The sequence below is a fragment of the Streptomyces sp. GSL17-111 genome (assembly GCF_037911585.1).
Taxonomy (GTDB): Bacteria; Actinomycetota; Actinomycetes; order Streptomycetales; family Streptomycetaceae; genus Streptomyces.
Genome location: NZ_JBAJNS010000001.1, coordinates 5,807,780 through 5,825,206, shown reverse-complemented (window position 1 = coordinate 5,825,206; position 17,427 = coordinate 5,807,780). Strand labels below are relative to the sequence as shown.

1 protein-coding gene is annotated in these 17,427 nt (G+C 74.7%); it reads right to left on the bottom strand.

The genetic code is table 11. The features are described from left to right. Positions 1–36 precede the first annotated feature (36 nt). The gene (locus V6D49_RS25650; protein WP_340563430.1) at positions 37–17,304 is read right to left on the bottom strand and encodes a type I polyketide synthase; all 17,268 of its coding nucleotides are present in this window, start codon (positions 17,302–17,304) and stop codon (positions 37–39) included. Positions 17,305–17,427 lie beyond the last annotated feature (123 nt).

Sequence of the window (17,427 nt, the reverse complement as noted above, 5' to 3'; positions counted from 1 at the left end):
CAGCGTGACTCCCAGCAGGCGGGACCGTACGTGTCATCAGGACTTGCCGAATTCTTTGTGGATCAGGTCGAAGAGATCGGACGCGCTCGCCGACTCCAGGTCGATCTCCTCGCCCCCGCCGTCGGGCCCGGAACCGGCGGCGGGGGCTCCGCCCGCGGTGCGGAGCCGGTCGGTCAGATCGCGCAGCCGCGCGAGCAGGAAGGCCGTCTCCTCCGCGTCGGGCGGAGTGTCGACGAGCGCGGCCTCGAACGTCTCCAGACGGGCGACCGCGCTCCCCGTGCCCGCCGATCCGCCGGCCGGGCCGGGGCCGCCGGCCAGGTGCTCACGCAGGTACGCGGCGAGCGCGGCGGGGGTCGGGTGGTCGAACGCCACGGTCGCGGGCAGCGTCAGACCGGTGGCGGCGTCGAGCAGGTTGCGCAGCTCGACCGCCATCACCGAGTCGGTGCCCAGGTCCCGGAACTGCCGGTCCGGGTCGATGGCGGCCGAGGTGCGGTGGCCGAGTGCGGCGGCGGTCCGGGAGACGACCAGATCGAGCAGGATGCGTTCCTGTTCGGCCAGCGGCGCCCGGGCAAGCCGCGCCACAAGCTCCGCGCCCTGTGCCGGCCCGTCGTGGACGGGCGGCGTGGGCCGGGGCGCCGCGGGCAGCAGGTCGAGCAGCCGCCCGCCGCGCCCGGCGTCCAGAACGGGACCGAAGCGGCTCCAGTCGATGCCTGCCACGCAGACCGTCGTCCGGTCCTCGGCGAGGACGTCGTCGAGCGCGAGGAGGGCGTCGTCCGGGGCCAGGGGGGTCACTCCGGTGCGCTGCTGCTGTTCGCCGGCGGTCGTCGCCGCGCCGAGTCCCGCGCCGGCCCACGGGCCCCACGCGAGGGCCGTGGTGGTACGGCCGGCGGCGCGGCGCGCCTCGGCGAAGGCGTCGAGCGCCGCGTGGCCCGCGGCGTAGGCGGCCTGCCCAAGGTTGCCGACGACCCCGGCGAAGGACGTGAAGAGGACGAAGTGGTCCAGTCGATGATCGGCGGTCAGCTCATCGAGGTGGCGTACGGCCGACAGCCGTGTGTGGAGCAGGCCCGCGACGGTGTCGGGGCTCAGTGAGCCGATCACACCGTCGGCCACTGTCCCGGCCGCGTGGACGATACCGGTGAGCGGCAGCTCCTCCGGTATGTCGGCGAGCAGTTCGGCCAGTGCGGCACGGTCGGTGACATCACAGGCGGCGAAAGTGACGCGGCTGCCGAGCACGGTGAGTTGGGCGGCCAGTTCACCGGCTCCGGGCGCGTCCTGGCCCCGGCGTCCGACGAGCAGCAGGTGCGGGGCGCCGTGCCGGGCGAGCCGACGGGCGGTGTGTGCGCCGAGCGCACCGGTCCCGCCGGTGACAAGCACCGTGCCCGTGGGCCGCCAGCCGTCGGCCGTGCGGTCCGCGCCGCCGGAGGAGCTTTCGACGAGGCGTCTGCCGAGCACACCGGTACGGCGGATCGCGACCTGGTCCTCGGCCCCGCCCGCGCCGAGCAGCGCGGCCAGCCGTGCGCCGGTCCGGTCGTCCCACTCGGCCGGGAAGTCGACGAGGCCGCCCCAGGTGCGGGGCATCTCCAGGGCCGCGACCCGCCCAAAGCCCCATACGGCCGCCTGGTCCGGGTCGGGCGCGGGGTCGTCCGTGGAGACCCGTACCGCACCCTGGGTGGCGCACCACAGCGGACCGGGAACTCCGGCGTCGTCGAGAGCCTGCACGAGGGTGACCACAGCGGGCAGACCGCCCGCGCCGGGTGGCAGGGCCAGAACTCCGGCAGGTGCCGCCTCTCCGGTCGCGGCGCGCAGCCGCTCGGTGAGGGCGGCACGGTCGGTGGAGCCGGTGACGACGACGGTGCGGGCACCGGCGAGGCTCAGCGCGCGGCCCACCTGGTCGGCACGGTCGTCACCCGGCGGCGTGACCAGGAGCCAGGTGCCGTCCGGTCGACCGGCGCCTTCGGTGACCGGCACCCAGGTCACCTCGTACCGTCCTTCGGCGGAGACGGCCGGGCGTGCGGCCTGTGCGGCTTGAGGCCAGTAGCGGGTGTGCTGGAAGGGATAGGGCGGCAGGACGACAGGCGGTGTGTCGGGGAACGCCGCCGCCAGATCCACCGGCGTGCCGTCGACCCAGAGCCGAGCCAGAGCGTTGAACAGGCACTCGGTCTCCGGGCGGCCCCGACGGAGCACGGGTACGGCACCGGGGACGAGCGCGCTGAGCGCGCTGTCGGGTCCGAGTTCGAGGAAGCGGGCGTGCCCGGCGCCGTCGAGGGAGGCGATCGCGTCGGCGAAGCGGACGGGCTCGCGGATCTGGCCCACCCAGTAGGCGGGCGTGGCCATGTCGCCCGGAGCCGTGGCGACCAGGGGAATTGTCGGGGGGTGGTAGGTCAGCGACTCCGCGACCGCCGCGAACTCCGCCAGCATCGGCTCCATCAGATGCGAGTGGAACGCGTGCGAGACCACCAGCCGCTTCACCCGCACGTTCTGGGCGCGCAGCCGCTCCTCCAGGGCGTCGACCGCGTCCGCGTCACCGGAGACCGTCACCGACCCCGGCCCGTTCACCGCCGCCAGACACACACCCTCCGGCAGGTCCAGACCGTCCTCCGCCGCCTCCACCGCCAGCATCGCACCACCCTGCGGCAGCGCCTCCATCAACCGGCCACGCGCCGACACCAAAAGACACGCGTCATCCAACGACAACACACCCGCCACATGCGCCGCCGCCACCTCACCTATCGAATGACCCACCAGCACATCCGGCACTACACCCCACGACTCCACCAACCGGAACAGAGCCACCTCCAGGGCGAACAACGCGGGCTGGGTGTACCCCGTCCGCGCCAGCAGCTCCGCGTCCTCCCCGAACACCACCTCCCGCAACGAACGATCGAGATCCACCCGCGCACACACCGCGTCGAACGCGTCGGCGAACACCGGGAACGCCTCGTACAGCTCACGCCCCATCCCGACCCGCTGCGCACCCTGACCCGAGAACAGGAACACCGTCCGACCCTCGCGGGCCGTACCGCGGATGATCCCCGCGGCCGGTTCCTCCGCTGTCAGGGCAGACAGGCCCGCGGAGTAGTCGGGAAGGTCCCCGGCGAGGACGACGGCACGGTGCGTCCGGCCGAGGCTCGTCGTGGCGAGCGTCCGCCCCACCGCAACGGCGGGAAGGTCCGAAGTCTCGCACAGCGTCCTGAGCGTCTCCGCCCGGGCACGCAACGCCGCGTCGCAGTGGGCCGAGAACGCCCAGGGCAGTACGGAGTACTGGGCGACCGGCGCCGGCTGGGCGGCGGGCTCAGCCTGCTCCAGGACGACGTGGGCGTTGGTGCCGCTGATCCCGAAGGACGAGACGCCCGCCCGACGCGGTCGACCGGCCCGTGGCGCCCACGGAGTCGCCTCGGTGACCAGCCGCAGGCTGCCCCCGGTCCAGTCCACGGCCGGTGACGGCTCGTCGGCGTGCAGCGTACGGGGCAGGACGCCGTGATTCATCGCCAGCAGCATCTTGATGACGCCGGCGATGCCCGCCGCCGCCTGGGTGTGTCCGATGTTGGACTTGACCGAGCCGAGGTGGAGGGGTTCTGTGCGATCCCTGCCGTACGTGGCGAGCAGCGCCTCCGCCTCGATCGGATCACCGAGCCGGGTGCCCGTGCCGTGTGCCTCGACCGCGTCGACCTCCGACGGCCACAGCCGGGCCGACGCGAGAGCGGCCCGGATGACCCGCTGCTGCGCGGGACCGTTGGGGGCGGTGAGCCCGTTGGAGGCGCCGTCCTGGTTGACCGCGCTGCCCCGCAGGATGCCGAGCACCCGGCGGCCGGCGGCTCGCGCGTCCGAGAGCCGCTCAAGCAGCACCAGTCCGACTCCCTCGCCCCAGCCGGTCCCGTCGGCGGAGGCGGCGAACGCCTTGCAGCGCCCATCGGCGGCCAGGCCGCGCTGGTGGGCGAACTCCAGGAAGGCGAAGGGCCCGGACATGACGGTGACACCGCCCGCGAGCGCCATCGAGCACTCCCCCGACCGCAGCGACTGCGCCGCCAGGTGCAGGGCGACCAGCGACGACGAGCACGCCGTGTCGACCGTGATGGCCGGCCCTTCGAGGCCGTACGTGTAGGAGATCCGGCCGGAGAGCACACTGGCCGCGCTGCCGGTGGCCACGTGGCCCTCCACACCCGACCCGACGGCAGGGAAGAGACCGGCGTAGTCCTGACCGTTGGTGCCGGCGAACACACCGATGCGCTGGCTCCTGAGCGCGGCGGGGTCCAGACCCGCCCGTTCGAAGGTCTCCCAGGAGAGCTCCAGCATCAGCCGCTGCTGCGGGTCCATGGCCAGTGCCTCGCGCGGGGAGACGCCGAACAGGTCCGCGTCGAATCCGGCCGCGTCGGACAGGAAGGCGCCGCGGCGGGCGAAGTCGGGGGCGCCGCTCAGGTCCCACCCACGGTCAGCGGGGATGTCGCCCACCATGTCGAGACCTTCGGTGAGTAGCTCCCAGAACTCCTCCGGGGTGGCCGCGCCGGGGAACCGGCAGCCCATCGCGACGACGGCGACGGGGTCGTCGGCCGCGGGAGGAGAGGACACGGGAACGGGGGCCGCGTGCGCGGCGGCGCCGGTGAGTTCGGCACGCAACTGGGCGGCGAGGGCGGCCGGTGTCGGGTGGTCGAAGATCAGCCCCGCAGGAAGAGGGAGCCCGGTGGCGGCCCGCAGGGCGTTGCGCAACTCGACGGCGGTGAGCGAATCGAAGCCCAGGTCGCGGAAGGCCTTGTCGGGCGCGATCGTGGCAGCCGTGCCGTGGCCGAGCACGAAGGCGGCAAGGTTGCGCACCAGGTCCTCGGTGATCCGCCGTCGCTCGCCCTCGCCCGCGGCGGCGAGGCGTGCGGCGAGACCGGTGGCGCCGTTCGGGTCCTCGGCCCCGTCCGGTACATCGGCGGTGACGAGTTCGCGGAGCAGCCGACTCGGTCGCGCCGCGGTGAACCCGGAGGCGAACCGCGCCCAGTCGACATCGGCGACGACGACGGCCGCACCGCCACCGAGGACGTCGTCGCCGTGGGTGCCGTCGAGCGTCCGGCCCAGCACGGTGACGGCGAGGTCCGGGGGGAGCGGGCTGAGGCCGGAGCGGCGCAGCCGCTGGGTCAGCGCCTCGTCCTCGGCCATGCCGGTCTCCGCCCACGGCCCCCAGCCGATCGAGACGGCCGGCAGCCCCAGGGCTCGGCGGCGTTCGGCGAGCGCGTCCACGTGGGCGTTGGCGGCGGCGTAGTTGGCCTGGCCCGCGGTGCCGACGGCGCCGGTGAAGGACGAGAAGAGGACGAACGCGTCGAGCGGCAGGTCACGGGAGAGGACGTCGAGGTTCTCGGCGGCCAGGCTCTTGGACCGGAGCACGTGCTCGAAGCGGTCCGGGGTCAGGCTGTCGAGCACCCCGTCGTCCAGCACACCGGCGGAGTGGACGACGGCGGTGAGCGGGTGCTCCTCCGGTATGCCGGCCAGGAGCGCGGCGAGCGCGTCCCGGTCTGCGACGTCGCACGCCACAGCCGTCGCGGTGGTGCCCGCCGCAGCCAGTTCGGCGACCAGTTCGGCGGCGCCGGGCGCCTCGGGTCCGCGTCTGCCGACGAGGAGCAGGCGGGTGTGTCCGCGTGCGGCGAGCAGCCGGGCGACCCGGGCTCCGAGCGCGCCGGTGCCGCCGGTGACCAGCACGGTGCCGCTGGTACGGAGCGCGGGGGCATCGGCGGGGGGCGGCGTCGCCGCCTCGACGAGTCGGCGCGCGTGGACGCCGTCGGCGCGGACCGCGACCTGGTCCTCCGCGTCGCCCGCCTTCCCGCCGGCGAGTACCGCGCACAGCCGGTTTCCGGCGCGGACGTCCAGGGTGCCGGGCAGATCGAGCAGGCCGCCCCAGACATGGGGAAGTTCCAGGGCGGCGACCCGGCCGAAGCCCCAAATCTGGGCCTGGGCGGGGTCGGGCGGGCCGTCGGCACGGCCGGTCGAGACCGCTCCGCGGGTGAGCGCCCACACGGGGACGTCGGCGTCGGCACAGGCCTGGGTGAGCAGAAGCGTGGCGGCCAACCCGCGGGTGAGAGCGGCGCCCTCGTGCAGCGGCTCCGTGTCCGTCCCCAGCAGAGAGACGACGCCGGCCAGTTCTCCGTACGAGCGGAGCCGCTCGGCGAGGGCGACACGGTCGTCGCCCGGCTGCGGCAGTTCGAGGACGGTGGCTCCGCCGCGCCTCAGCGCGTCGGCGATCCGCACGCCCGTACCATCGTGGGTGCCGTGGGCGGTGTCGGTGCCGTCAGCCGTGTCGGTGCCGTGGGTGCCGTCCGCTCCGACGACGAGCCAGACCCCGTCGAGTACGGCGGGTGCCGCGGCGACGGGCCGCCAGACGGTGCGGTGGTACCAGGAGCCGACGGTCTGGTCGGTGCGCCGGCGGTCGTGCCACGACGAGAGGTGCGGCATCAGTCCGGCCAGGCCGAGCCGCGTCGCGTCGTCGGGCAGCCCCAGCGTGTCGGCGAGCCGATCGACGTCCCGCCCGGCGACAGCCGTCCAGAAGCCCGCTTCGGCCTGGTCGTGGCCGACCGCGGGTGCGATGTCGGCCACGGCGTCGGGCCAGTAGCGCTCGTGCTGGAAGGCGTACGTCGGCAGCTCGACGGGACGCCCGTCGAGAGGCGCGAAGTAGGCCTCCCAGGCGACATCGGTGCCGTGCACGTACAGCGTGGACACGGCCCGCAGCAGCGTGGCGTGCTCGTCGTGCCCGGGGCGCAGGGTGGGGACGGTGGTCGCGTCGTCGGCGATGTGCGGGACGAGCGCGGACAGGGTGGCGTCCGGGCCGAGTTCGAGGAAGCGGGTGTGCCCGGTCCCGTCGAGGGAGGTGATCGCGTCGGCGAAGCGGACGGGTTCGCGGATCTGGCCCACCCAGTAGGCGGGCGTGGCCATGTCGCCCGGAGCCGTGGCGACCAGGGGAATTGTCGGGGGGTGGTAGGTCAGCGACTCCGCGACCGCCGCGAACTCCGCCAGCATCGGCTCCATCAGGTGCGAGTGGAAGGCGTGCGAGACCGCCAGCCGCTTCACCCGCACGTTCTGGGCGCGCAGCCGCTCCTCCAGGGCGTCGACCGCGTCCGCGTCACCGGAGACCGTCACCGACCCCGGCCCGTTCACCGCCGCCAGACACACACCCTCCGGCAGGTCCAGACCGTCCTCGGCCGCCTCCACGGCCAGCATCGCACCGCCCCGCGGCAGCGCCTCCATCAACCGGCCACGCGCCGACACCAAACGACACGCGTCATCCAACGACAACACACCCGCCACATGCGCAGCCGCCAACTCGCCTATCGAATGACCCACCAGCACATCCGGCACCACACCCCACGACTCCACCAACCGGAACAACGCCACCTCGACCGCGAACAGCGCAGGCTGAGCGTAGACCGTGCGGTCCAACGCCTCACCGTCCCCGAACACCACCTCCCGCAACGGCCGATCGAGATCCACCCGCGCACACACCGCATCGAACGCCTCGGCGAACACCGGGAACGCCTCGTACAACCCACGCCCCATCCCGACCCGCTGCGCACCCTGACCCGAGAACAGGAACACCGTCCGACCCGACGTCGCGACGCCGCTCGGTGCGTTTCCACGCCCGACCGCGAACGCGTCGAGTTCGCGCAGGAGTTCCTCGCTCCGCGTCCCCAGGAGGACCGCCCGGTGCTCCAGCACCGCGCGCCGGGTCGCGAGCGAGAGCCCGACATCGGCGGGCCGCTCGGCTGCGGCCGTGTCGCGCAGCCGGGCCGCCTGGGCGCGCAGGCCCTCCGGCGAGGCACCGCTGAGCACCCACGGCACAAGCGTGTCCGGCGCCGGGAGCGGCGCCGGGTCGCCGACGGGCGCGGTGGTGGGCTCCTCCGGGGCCTGCTCGATCGTGGTGTGCGCGTTGGTGCCACTGATCCCGAACGACGAGACCGCCGCGCGGCGGGGCCGCCCGGTCGCCGGCCAGGGCCGTTCCTCATCGAGGAGTTCCACGGCGCCCGCCGCCCAGTCCACGTGCGGCGAGGGCAGGCCGACGTGCAGGGTGCGGGGCAACACGCCGTGCCGCAGCGCCATGACCGTCTTGATGATGCCGCCGACGCCCGCCGCCGCCTGGGTGTGGCCGATGTTGGACTTCAGTGACCCGAGGTAGAGGGGCTGTGCGGGGTTGCGGTCCCGCCCGTAGGTGGCCAGCAGCGCTTCGGCCTCGACCGGGTCGCCGAGCTTGGTGCCGGTGCCGTGCGCCTCCACCATGTCCACGTCGGCGGGGTTCAGGCCCGCGTCGGCGAGCGCCGCCCTGATGACACGCTCCTGTGAGGGGCCGTGGGGCGCGGTGAGCCCGTTGGAGGCGCCGTCCTGGTTGACGGCCGAGCCGCTCACGACTGCGAGCACCCGGTGGCCGTTGCGCCTGGCGTCGGACAGCCGTTCCACCAGCAGCACGCCGGCGCCCTCGGACCAGCCGGTGCCGTCCGCGTCGGCGGAGAAGGACTTGCAGCGGCCGTCCGGCGCGAGCCCGCGCTGCCTGCTGAAGTCCACGAAGACGCTGGGCGTGGACATCACGGTGACGCCTCCGACGAGCGCCATCGAGCACTCGCCCGCCCGCAGCGACCGGGCGGCCAGGTGCAGGGCGACCAACGACGACGAGCACGCCGTGTCGACGGTGACGGCCGGGCCCTCCAGCCCGTACGTGTAGGCGAGGCGCCCGGACACCACGCTGCCCGCGCCGCCGGTGGCCCGGTACCCCTCCGTCTCGGGGAGCATCTCGGCGGCGGCCGCATAGTCGTGGTACATGACGCCGAGGAAGACGCCGGTGGCGCTGCCGCGCAGACCGGCCGGGTCGATGCCTGCCCGCTCGAAGGTCTCCCAGGACAGTTCGAGCATGAGGCGCTGCTGCGGGTCCATGGCCAGCGCCTCGCGCGGGGAGACGCCGAAGAGGCCGGCGTCGAAGGCGGCGGCGTCGTGCAGGAAGCCGCCGTACCGCGCGTAGGTGGTGCCGGGGCGGGACGGGTCGGGGTCGTGGAGGCGGTCGAGGTCCCAGCCGCGGTCGGTGGGGAACCGGGTGATGCCGTCGCGCCCTTCCCGGACCATGCGCCAGAGTTCCTCGGGGCTGTCGACGCCGCCCGGGTAGCGGCAGCTCATGGCGACGACGGCGATCGGCTCGTCCGCCGCGTCGGCCCGCCGGGTGGGGGAGCGCCGGTCGGCGCCGGCCGTGGCCGCAGTTCCGCCCAGTTCTGCGCGAAGGTGGGCCGTGAGCGCGGCGGGACTGGGGTGGGAGAATACGAGGGTGGCGGCCAGCCGCAGCCCGGTGGCGGCGGCCAGCCGGTTGCGCAGCTCGACACCCGTCAGGGAGTCGAAGCCCAGGTCCTTGAAAGTCCGTTCATCGTCCACGTGTGTACCGGCGGAATGCCCCAGCACGGCCGCGACCGTCGTCCGTACCAGTTCCTCGACGGCGCGCGTCCGCTGCGGTTCCGGCAGCGCCGCGAGTCCGCGGTCGTCGCCTGCGGGGCCGGCCGTGGCGGTGAAGGCCGGGCGGAGCGCGGGGCGGGCCAGGTGGAGCAGCAGCGGCGGCACGGAGGAACCGCCGGGGGTGGGCTCGGCGGCCATGGCCAGCACGTGTGCGGGCCCGGCGGCCGCCGCCGCGTCGAGCAGCCGCACGCCCTGGTCGGGGTCGAGCGCGCCGCCCAGTGCGGCGAACCGTGCGCGGTCCGCCACTCCGAGGCCTTCAGCCATGCCTCCGGCGCCGCCCCACAGCCCCCAGCCGATGGCGACGGCGGGCAGGCCGTCGCCGCGCCGCCGGGCGGCGAGGCCGTCGAGGAAGGCGTTGGCGGCGGCGTAGGAGGCCTGGCCCGCGGTGCCGAAGGAGCCGGCCACGGACGAGAACAGTACGAAGGAGGTCAGGTCGAGACGGCGGGTCGCTTCGTCGAGGAGCGCCGCCGCCTCGACCTTGGGGCGCAGCACGGCGGCGACACGTTCGGGGGTGAGCGAGGTGAGCAGACCGTCGTCGAGGACGCCCGCGGTGTGGACGACGGAGGTGATGGGGTGGTCGGCGAACACCCGGTCGACGTCGCGCCGATCGGCGGCGTCACCGGCGACGACCGCCACGTTGACACCCCGGGCGGTCAGTTCGGCGGCCAGTTCCGTGGTGCCGGGCGCGTCGGGGCCGCTGCGGCTGAGCAGGACCAGGCCCGTGACGCCGTGTGCGACGGCGAGGTGGCGGGCGACGCGGGCGCCGAGCGCACCGGTGCCGCCGGTGATCAGGACGGTGTCGTGCGGGCCCCACGACGCGGCGGTGGTGTCGGGCCGCAGTCGTGCCGCGCGCGGAGCCAGGGCGATGCCGGAGCGGAGTGCGGTCTGGGGCGTGCCGGGCAGGGCCGCGGCGAGCGCGGAGGCCGACTCGGCCGTACCGTCGAGATCCACCAGGCCGAAGCGGCCCGGGTGTTCGGTCTGGGCGGACCGCACCAGGCCCCAGACGGCGGCGGCGGCCGGGTCGACCGTCTCGCCGTCGGCCGTGGCGAGGGCGTTCCGGGTGACGACGAGCAGCCGGCTGTCGGTGAGGCGCTCGTCGTGCACCCAGTCATGGAGCAGGCCGAGGACGGCCGTGACCGTGTCATGGGTGCGCCGCGCAAGGGCGGTGCCCGCCGCGAGCGGCTCCGGGCCGGCGCCCACGCAGGCGAGCACGGTACCGGTGACGGGCTCGGGCCTCTCCGCCAGGGCGTCCGGGCCGGGCAGTCCGGTGACGGCGGTGACCGCGTCGAACAGATCGGTGGCGCCCGCGGGCACGGCCGCGAGCGGTGTGTCGCGCTCCCCGCCACCGGCGGGAAGCCAGTCGACGCCGTAGAGCACACCGGTGGAGGCATCGCCCAGCCGGTCGGCGGCCACGGGCCGGAAGGCGAGCGACCGCGCCGTCAGCACGGGTGCGCCAGCCGGGTCGGCGAGCCGCACCGCGTACTCGTCGGGTCCGCGCCGGGTCAGCGTGACGCGCAGCGCGGTGGCGCCGACCGCGTGCCGGGTCACACCGGACCAGACGAACGGCAGCAGGGCGGTGCCGTCCTCGCGGAGCAGGCCTGCGGTGCCGAGGGCGTGCAGCGCGGAGTCGTACAGCGCGGCCTGCGGGCCCTCGGGCAGCTCGACCTCCGCGTGCACGGTGTCGCCGTCACGCCACGCGGCGCGCAGCCCCCGGAAGGCGGGGCCGTAGGAGAGTCCGGACGCGGCGAGTAGGTCGTACTCCGGTGCGGTGGCCGCGCCCGTGGGCGGCCAGGTGTCGTCACGGGGTGCGTCGTCCGCCAGGAGCGGCGGTCCGGTGGGCTCCAGCGTGCCGACGGCGTGGGTCGTCCAGGGCGCCCCGGTGTCGCCGTCGGGGCGGCTGTGGATCTCGACGCCCTGCCCGGACACCGTCATCTGGACCTGGGTGCCGCCACTTCGGGGCAGTACCAGAGGCTCGCTCACGATCAGCTCAGCGAGCCCGGGCAGCCCCGCGCGGTCCGCCGCGTGCAGGGCGAGGTCGACGAGCGCGGTGCCGGGCAGCACGATCCGGCCGTGGACGGCGTGGTCGGCCAGCCAGGGATGGGTGGCCAGGCCGATGACGCCGGTCCAGACCTGCCCGCCGCCGCCCGCGAGCGGGACGACGGCACCCAGCAAGGGGTGGTCGGCGGCGGACAGGCCAGCGACGGCCAGTGCCGTGGTGGAGGGCGCCTGGGAGGTCCAGTAGCGGGTGCGCTGGAAGCCGTAGGACGGCAGCTCGACGGGGCGGGGGCGGCTGGGACCGGCGACGGCTGCCCAGTCCGGCGCCGCGCCCCGGGTCCACAGCACGGCGGAGGCGGCAAACGCGGATCCGGCTTCACTCTGGTCACGACGGAGCAGGGGCACGGCGGTCGCCTCGTCCGCGATGTGCGGGACGAGCGCGGACAGGGTGCCGTCCGGGCCGAGTTCGAGGAAGCGGATGTGCCCGGTGCCGTCGAGGGAGGCGATCGCGTCGGCGAAGCGGACCGGCTCGCGGATCTGCCCCACCCAGTAGGCGGGCGTGGCCATGTCACCAGGCGCCGTGGCGACCAGGGGAATTGTCGGGGGGTGGTAGGTCAGCGACTCCGCGACCGCCGCGAACTCCGCCAGCATCGGCTCCATCAGATGCGAGTGGAACGCGTGCGAGACCACCAGCCGCTTCACCCGCACGTTCTGGGCGCGCAGCCGCTCCTCCAACGCGTCGACCGCGCCCGCGTCACCGGAGACCGTCACCGACCCCGGCCCGTTCACCGCCGCCAGACACACACCCTCCGGCAGTTCCAGACCGTCCTCGGCCGCCTCCACCGCCAGCATCGCACCACCCTGCGGCAGCGCCTCCATCAACCGGCCACGCGCCGACACCAAACGACACGCGTCATCCAACGACAACACACCCGCCACATGCGCAGCCGCCACCTCACCTATCGAATGACCCACCAGCACATCCGGCACCACACCCCAGGACTCCACCAACCGGAACAGAGCCACTTCCAGAGCGAACAGCGCCGGCTGGGTGTACACCGTCCGCGCCAGCAGCTCCGCGTCCTCCCCGAACACCACCTCCCGCAACGAACGATCGAGATCCACCCGCGCACACACCGCATCGAAGGCGTCGGCGAACACCGGGAACGCCTCGTACAGCTCACGCCCCATCCCGACCCGCTGCGCACCCTGACCCGAGAACAGGAACACCGTCCGGCCCTCGCGGGCGGTTCCACGGAGCACGCCCGCCGTCTCGTGGCCCTCGGCCAGCGCGTCGAGGCGGGCGGCCAGTTCCTCATGGTCGGCGGCGAACACGGCCGCGCGACGGTCCAGGGAGAAGCGGGTCGTCGCCGACGACCGGGCGATCGCGGCCACCGGAGCCGACGGTTCGGCGGCCAGGAAGTCCCGCAGCCGTGCGGCCTGGGCGCGCAGCGCGTCGTCGCCGCGGCCCGACAGCAGCACGGGGAGTCCCCGGTCGCCTGGGACCGGATCGTCCTCGTCCCTGGCGACCGCCTCGGGTGCCGCCTCGATGACGGCGTGCGCGTTGGTGCCGCTGATCCCGAACGAGGACACGGCGGCCCGGTGCGGCCGGTCCGCAGCCGGCAGGGCGACCTCCTCGGTGAGCAGCCGTACCGCGCCGGACGCCCAGTCGACGTGTGGCGAGGGCTCGTCGGCGTGCAGGGTGCGGGGCAGCACGCCGTGCCGCAGGGCCATAACGGCCTTGATGACACCCGCGACACCGGCAGCGGCCTGGGTGTGGCCGATGTTCGACTTCACCGACCCCAGCCACAGGGGCTGGTCGGCCTCCCGCCCCCGACCGTACGTCGCCAGCAACGCCTGCGCCTCGATCGGGTCACCCAACCGCGTACCCGTCCCGTGCGCCTCCACCAGGTCGACGTCCGAGGGCGCCAGACCCGCCGAGGCCAGCGCGTCACGGATGACCCGCTGCTGCGCCAGACCGTTGGGGGCGGTCAGGCCGTTGGACGCGCCGTCGGAGTTGACGGCGGAGCCGCGCACGACGGCCAGGACGGGCTGTCCGTCGGCGACGGCGTCGGACAGCCTCCGCAGGACCAGCACGCCCGCGCCCTCGGACCAGCCGGTGCCGTCCGCGTCCGCGCCGAACGCCTTGCAGCGGCCGTCGGGTGAGAGGCCGCCCTGGCGAGCGAACTCGGCGAGAACGCCCGGGGTGGACATCAGGGTGACGCCGCCCGCGAGCGCCGTGGCGCACTCGCCCGCGCGCAGCGCCTGGACGGCCAGGTGCAGGGCGACGAGCGACGACGAGCACGCCGTGTCCACGGTCACCGCCGGGCCGTCGAACCCGAAGGTGTAGGCGATGCGGCCGGAGGCGACGCTCGCGGTCGAACCGGTCAGCAGATAGCCCTCGGAGCCGTCGGTGGGCTCGTGCATCCGGGGGCCGTAGTCCTGCGCGGTGGCGCCGATGTAGACGCCGGTACGGCTGCCGCGGAGCGCGGCCGGGTCGGTGCCGAGGCGTTCCAGGGCCTCCCAGGAGGTTTCGAGGAGCAGCCGCTGCTGCGGGTCCATGGCCTGGGCTTCGCGGGGCGAGATGCCGAAGAGTGCGGCGTCGAAGCCCGCGATGTCGTCCAGGAATCCGCCGGAGGCGGGGAGTTCGGTGTCCAGTGCGTCGAGGGAGGGCTGCCAGCCCCGGTCGGCGGGGAGATCGCCGAGCACCTCGCGGCCCTCGCGGAGGACGTCCCACAGCGCGGCGGGCGAGTCGATACCGCCGGGGAAGCGACAGGCCATGGCGACGACGGCGACGGGTTCGCCGCGGTCGGCGTCCCGTGCCGGGGCGGCGACGCGGGACGTGCCGCCGGTGTCCTCGCCGCGCAGTGTGTCGCACAGGTGGCGGGCGACGGCGGCGGGGGTGGGCCGGTCGAAGAGATAGGTGGGCGGCAGGGCGAGGCCGGTGGCGGCGGCGAGTCGGTCCCGGAGTTCGACCAGGGTCAGGGAGGCGAGCCCGAGGGCCTTGAAGGTCAGTTCCGGGTCCACGTCCGCGGCCGTGCCGAAGCCGCCGACGACGGCGGCGTGGGACCGGACCAGTTCGAGGACCGTGGTGCGGGCGGACTGCGGCGAGGCGGCGCGCAGCCGCGCGCGCAGCGGGTCGTCCCGGTCCGCGGCGGTCTCCGGGGCTGCGGTCTCCGGGGCTGCGGAGTCCGGGGTGGGGCCACCGGGATGGCCGTTCCCCTGTGTGCCGACGGTGCCGGGCCGCCAGTGGCGTTCGCGCTGAAAGGCGTACGTGGGCAGGTCCACGATCTCGCCGGGCGGGGCGGGCAGGCGGACGTCGCGTCCGTGGGCGAGGAGTTCGGCGGCCGAGGCGAGCAGCCGGGCCGGCTCCCCCTCGCCGCGACGCAGCGATCCGACGACCGCGGTGCCGGGTACGTCGAGTCCGGCGAGGGTGTCGCGGACGGCGGGGACCAGGACCGGGTGCGGGGTGACCTCGACGAGGAAGCGGAAGTCCTCCTCGGCCAGCCGCCGGACGGCGGCGGAGAACTCGACGGTGGAGCGCAGGTTGCGGTACCAGTAGGCGGCTCCCAGACCGGCCGTGTCGGTCCACTCCCCGGTGACGGTGGAGAGGAACGGCACGTCGGATGTGCGGGGCCGGATGCCGGCCAGGGCCGTCATCAGCTCGTCCCGGACGCCTTCGACCTGCGCGGAATGCGAGGCGTAGTCCACCGGTATCCGCTTGGCGGAGATACCGTCGGACGCGCATCGTGCCGCGAAGTCGTCGAGGGCCACGGGCGGCCCGGACACCACGATCGCGGCGGGCCCGTTGTCGGCGGCGAGCGAGAGCGCGGGGTCCTCGTCCAGCCACGGGCGGACCCGGGCGGCTCCGGCCTGCACGGACAGCATTCCGCCCTGCCCGGCCAGGGAGATCAGGGCACGGCTGCGCAGCGCGACGACCGCGGCGGCGTCCTCCAGCGACAGTGCGCCCGCGACGCAGGCGGCGGCGATCTCGCCCTGGGAGTGTCCGGCGACGGCGTCGGGCTCGACGCCCATCGACCGCCAGCTCTCGGCGAGGGCCACCATGACGGCGAAGAGCGCGGGCTGCACCACGTCGACCCGCTCCAGCGCGGGGGCGCCCTCGGCGCCGCGCAGGACGTCGATCAGCGAGAAGTCCGTGTGCGGGGCGAGTGCCTCCTCGCAGGCGTGGACGGTGCGGGTGAACACCTCGTCGACGCCGAGGAGTCCGGCAGCCATGGCCGGCCACTGCGATCCCTGGCCGGAGAAGAGCATGGCCAGCCGTCCGGTGCGGGCGGTGGCCTCGCTGACGCCGGGCGCCGGCAGGCCGGAGGCGACCGCGCCGAGCTGGTCGAGCAGCTGCTCGCGGTCGTCGGCGAGGAGGACGGCCCTGCGGGCGAAGCGGGTCCGGGTGGTGGCCAGCGAGTGGGCCACGTCCGCCACGGCTGGGCGGGCCTCCCGTACGGCGTCCCGCAGTTTGGCGGCCTGGGCGCGCAGCGCCTGCTCGGTGTGGCCGGAGACGACGACCGGGGTGGGCAGCCCGCTGCGGGAGGCGTCGGGACGGGCGGCCGACGCGGCGGGGGCCGGACCGTCCGCCGCCGCGGCCGGTGCCGGGCCAAGGACCAGATGGCAGTTGGTGCCACCCATGCCGAAGGAGCTGACTCCGGCGAACCCCTCTCCGCCCAGGGCGCCGGTCTCGGTCTGGACGCGCAGATTCAGCCGCTCCAGGGGGATGCCCGCCGGGGCGGACCGGAAGTTGAGGCTCGGCGGGACAGTGCCCCGTTCGACCACGAGCACGGCCTTCAGCAGGCCCGCGATGCCGGCGGCGCCCTCCAGGTGCCCGATGTTGGTCTTCACCGAGCCGACGGCGAGCGGTGTGCTGCGCGCGGTGCCGAGCGCGGCGCCGAGCGCGGCGGCTTCGACGGGGTCGCCGACCGGCGTTCCGGTGCCGTGCAGTTCGACGTAGCCGATCGCGTCCGGGGCGATGCCCGCCCGGGCGTGCGCGGTGCGCAGAACGGCCTCCTGGGCTGCCGCGCTGGGGGCGGTGAGGCTGGGCCCGCCGCCGTCGTTGTTGACGGCGCTGCCGTGGACGACGGCGTGGACGCGGTCGCCGTCGGCGAGGGCGCGAGCCAGGGGCTTGAGGACGACGACAGCGCCGCCCTCGCCGCGGACGAAGCCGTTGGCACGCTCGTCGAAGGTGAAGCAGCGGCCGTCCGGGGAGAGTCCGCCGAAGCGCAGCGCGGCGACGGTGCTGTCGGGGGCCAGGACGAGGCTGACGCCGCCGGCGAGGGCGACGTCGGACTCGCCGCGCACCAGGCTCTCGCAGGCGAGGTGGACGGAGACCAGGGAGGAGGACTGACCGGCGTCGACGGTGAGGCTGGGGCCGTGCAGGCCGAGCGTGTAGGACACACGGTTGGCGATGACGCCGCGCTGCAGGCCGGGCATGGAGTACCGGTCGGTGCCGGTGTCGCCCTCGCGGTGCAGGAGGGTCGCGTAGTCGTCCCAGATCGCGCCGAGGAAGACTCCGGTGCGGCTGCCGTTCAGGCGGGCCGGGACGTACCGGGCGTCCTCCAGCGCCTCCCAGGCGAGTTCGAGGGTGAGGCGCTGTTGCGGGTCGGTCGCGGCGGCCTCGCGGGGGGAGATGCCGAAGAAGGCGGCGTCGAAGTCGGCGACGTGGTCGATGAATCCGCCGCGCGGGACGCCGGGCACGGCCACACGGTCGGCGGGTGTCGCGGTGACCGCTTCGTCGCCTGCGGCGAGCAGGTCCCACAGCGGAGCGGGTCCGGGGGCGCCGGGCAGCCTGCACGCGTACCCGATGATCGCCACGGCCTCGGAACCACCGGTGTACGTATCCGACATGAACGCCCCGTATCACTCGACGTCGCGAGTCTCACCGGAACCGAGTCTTCCGGCCGACGGCCGGGGCGGGCGCGGACGCGCCAGCCGTGTGGTCCGGCTGCTTCCTCGACTGAAGCACTCCGG

Coding starts and splice junctions, on each gene's coding strand:
- V6D49_RS25650 (WP_340563430.1), bottom strand. CDS start 17,304: ATGTCGGATACGTACACCGGTGGTTCCGAGGCCGTGGCGATCATCGGG.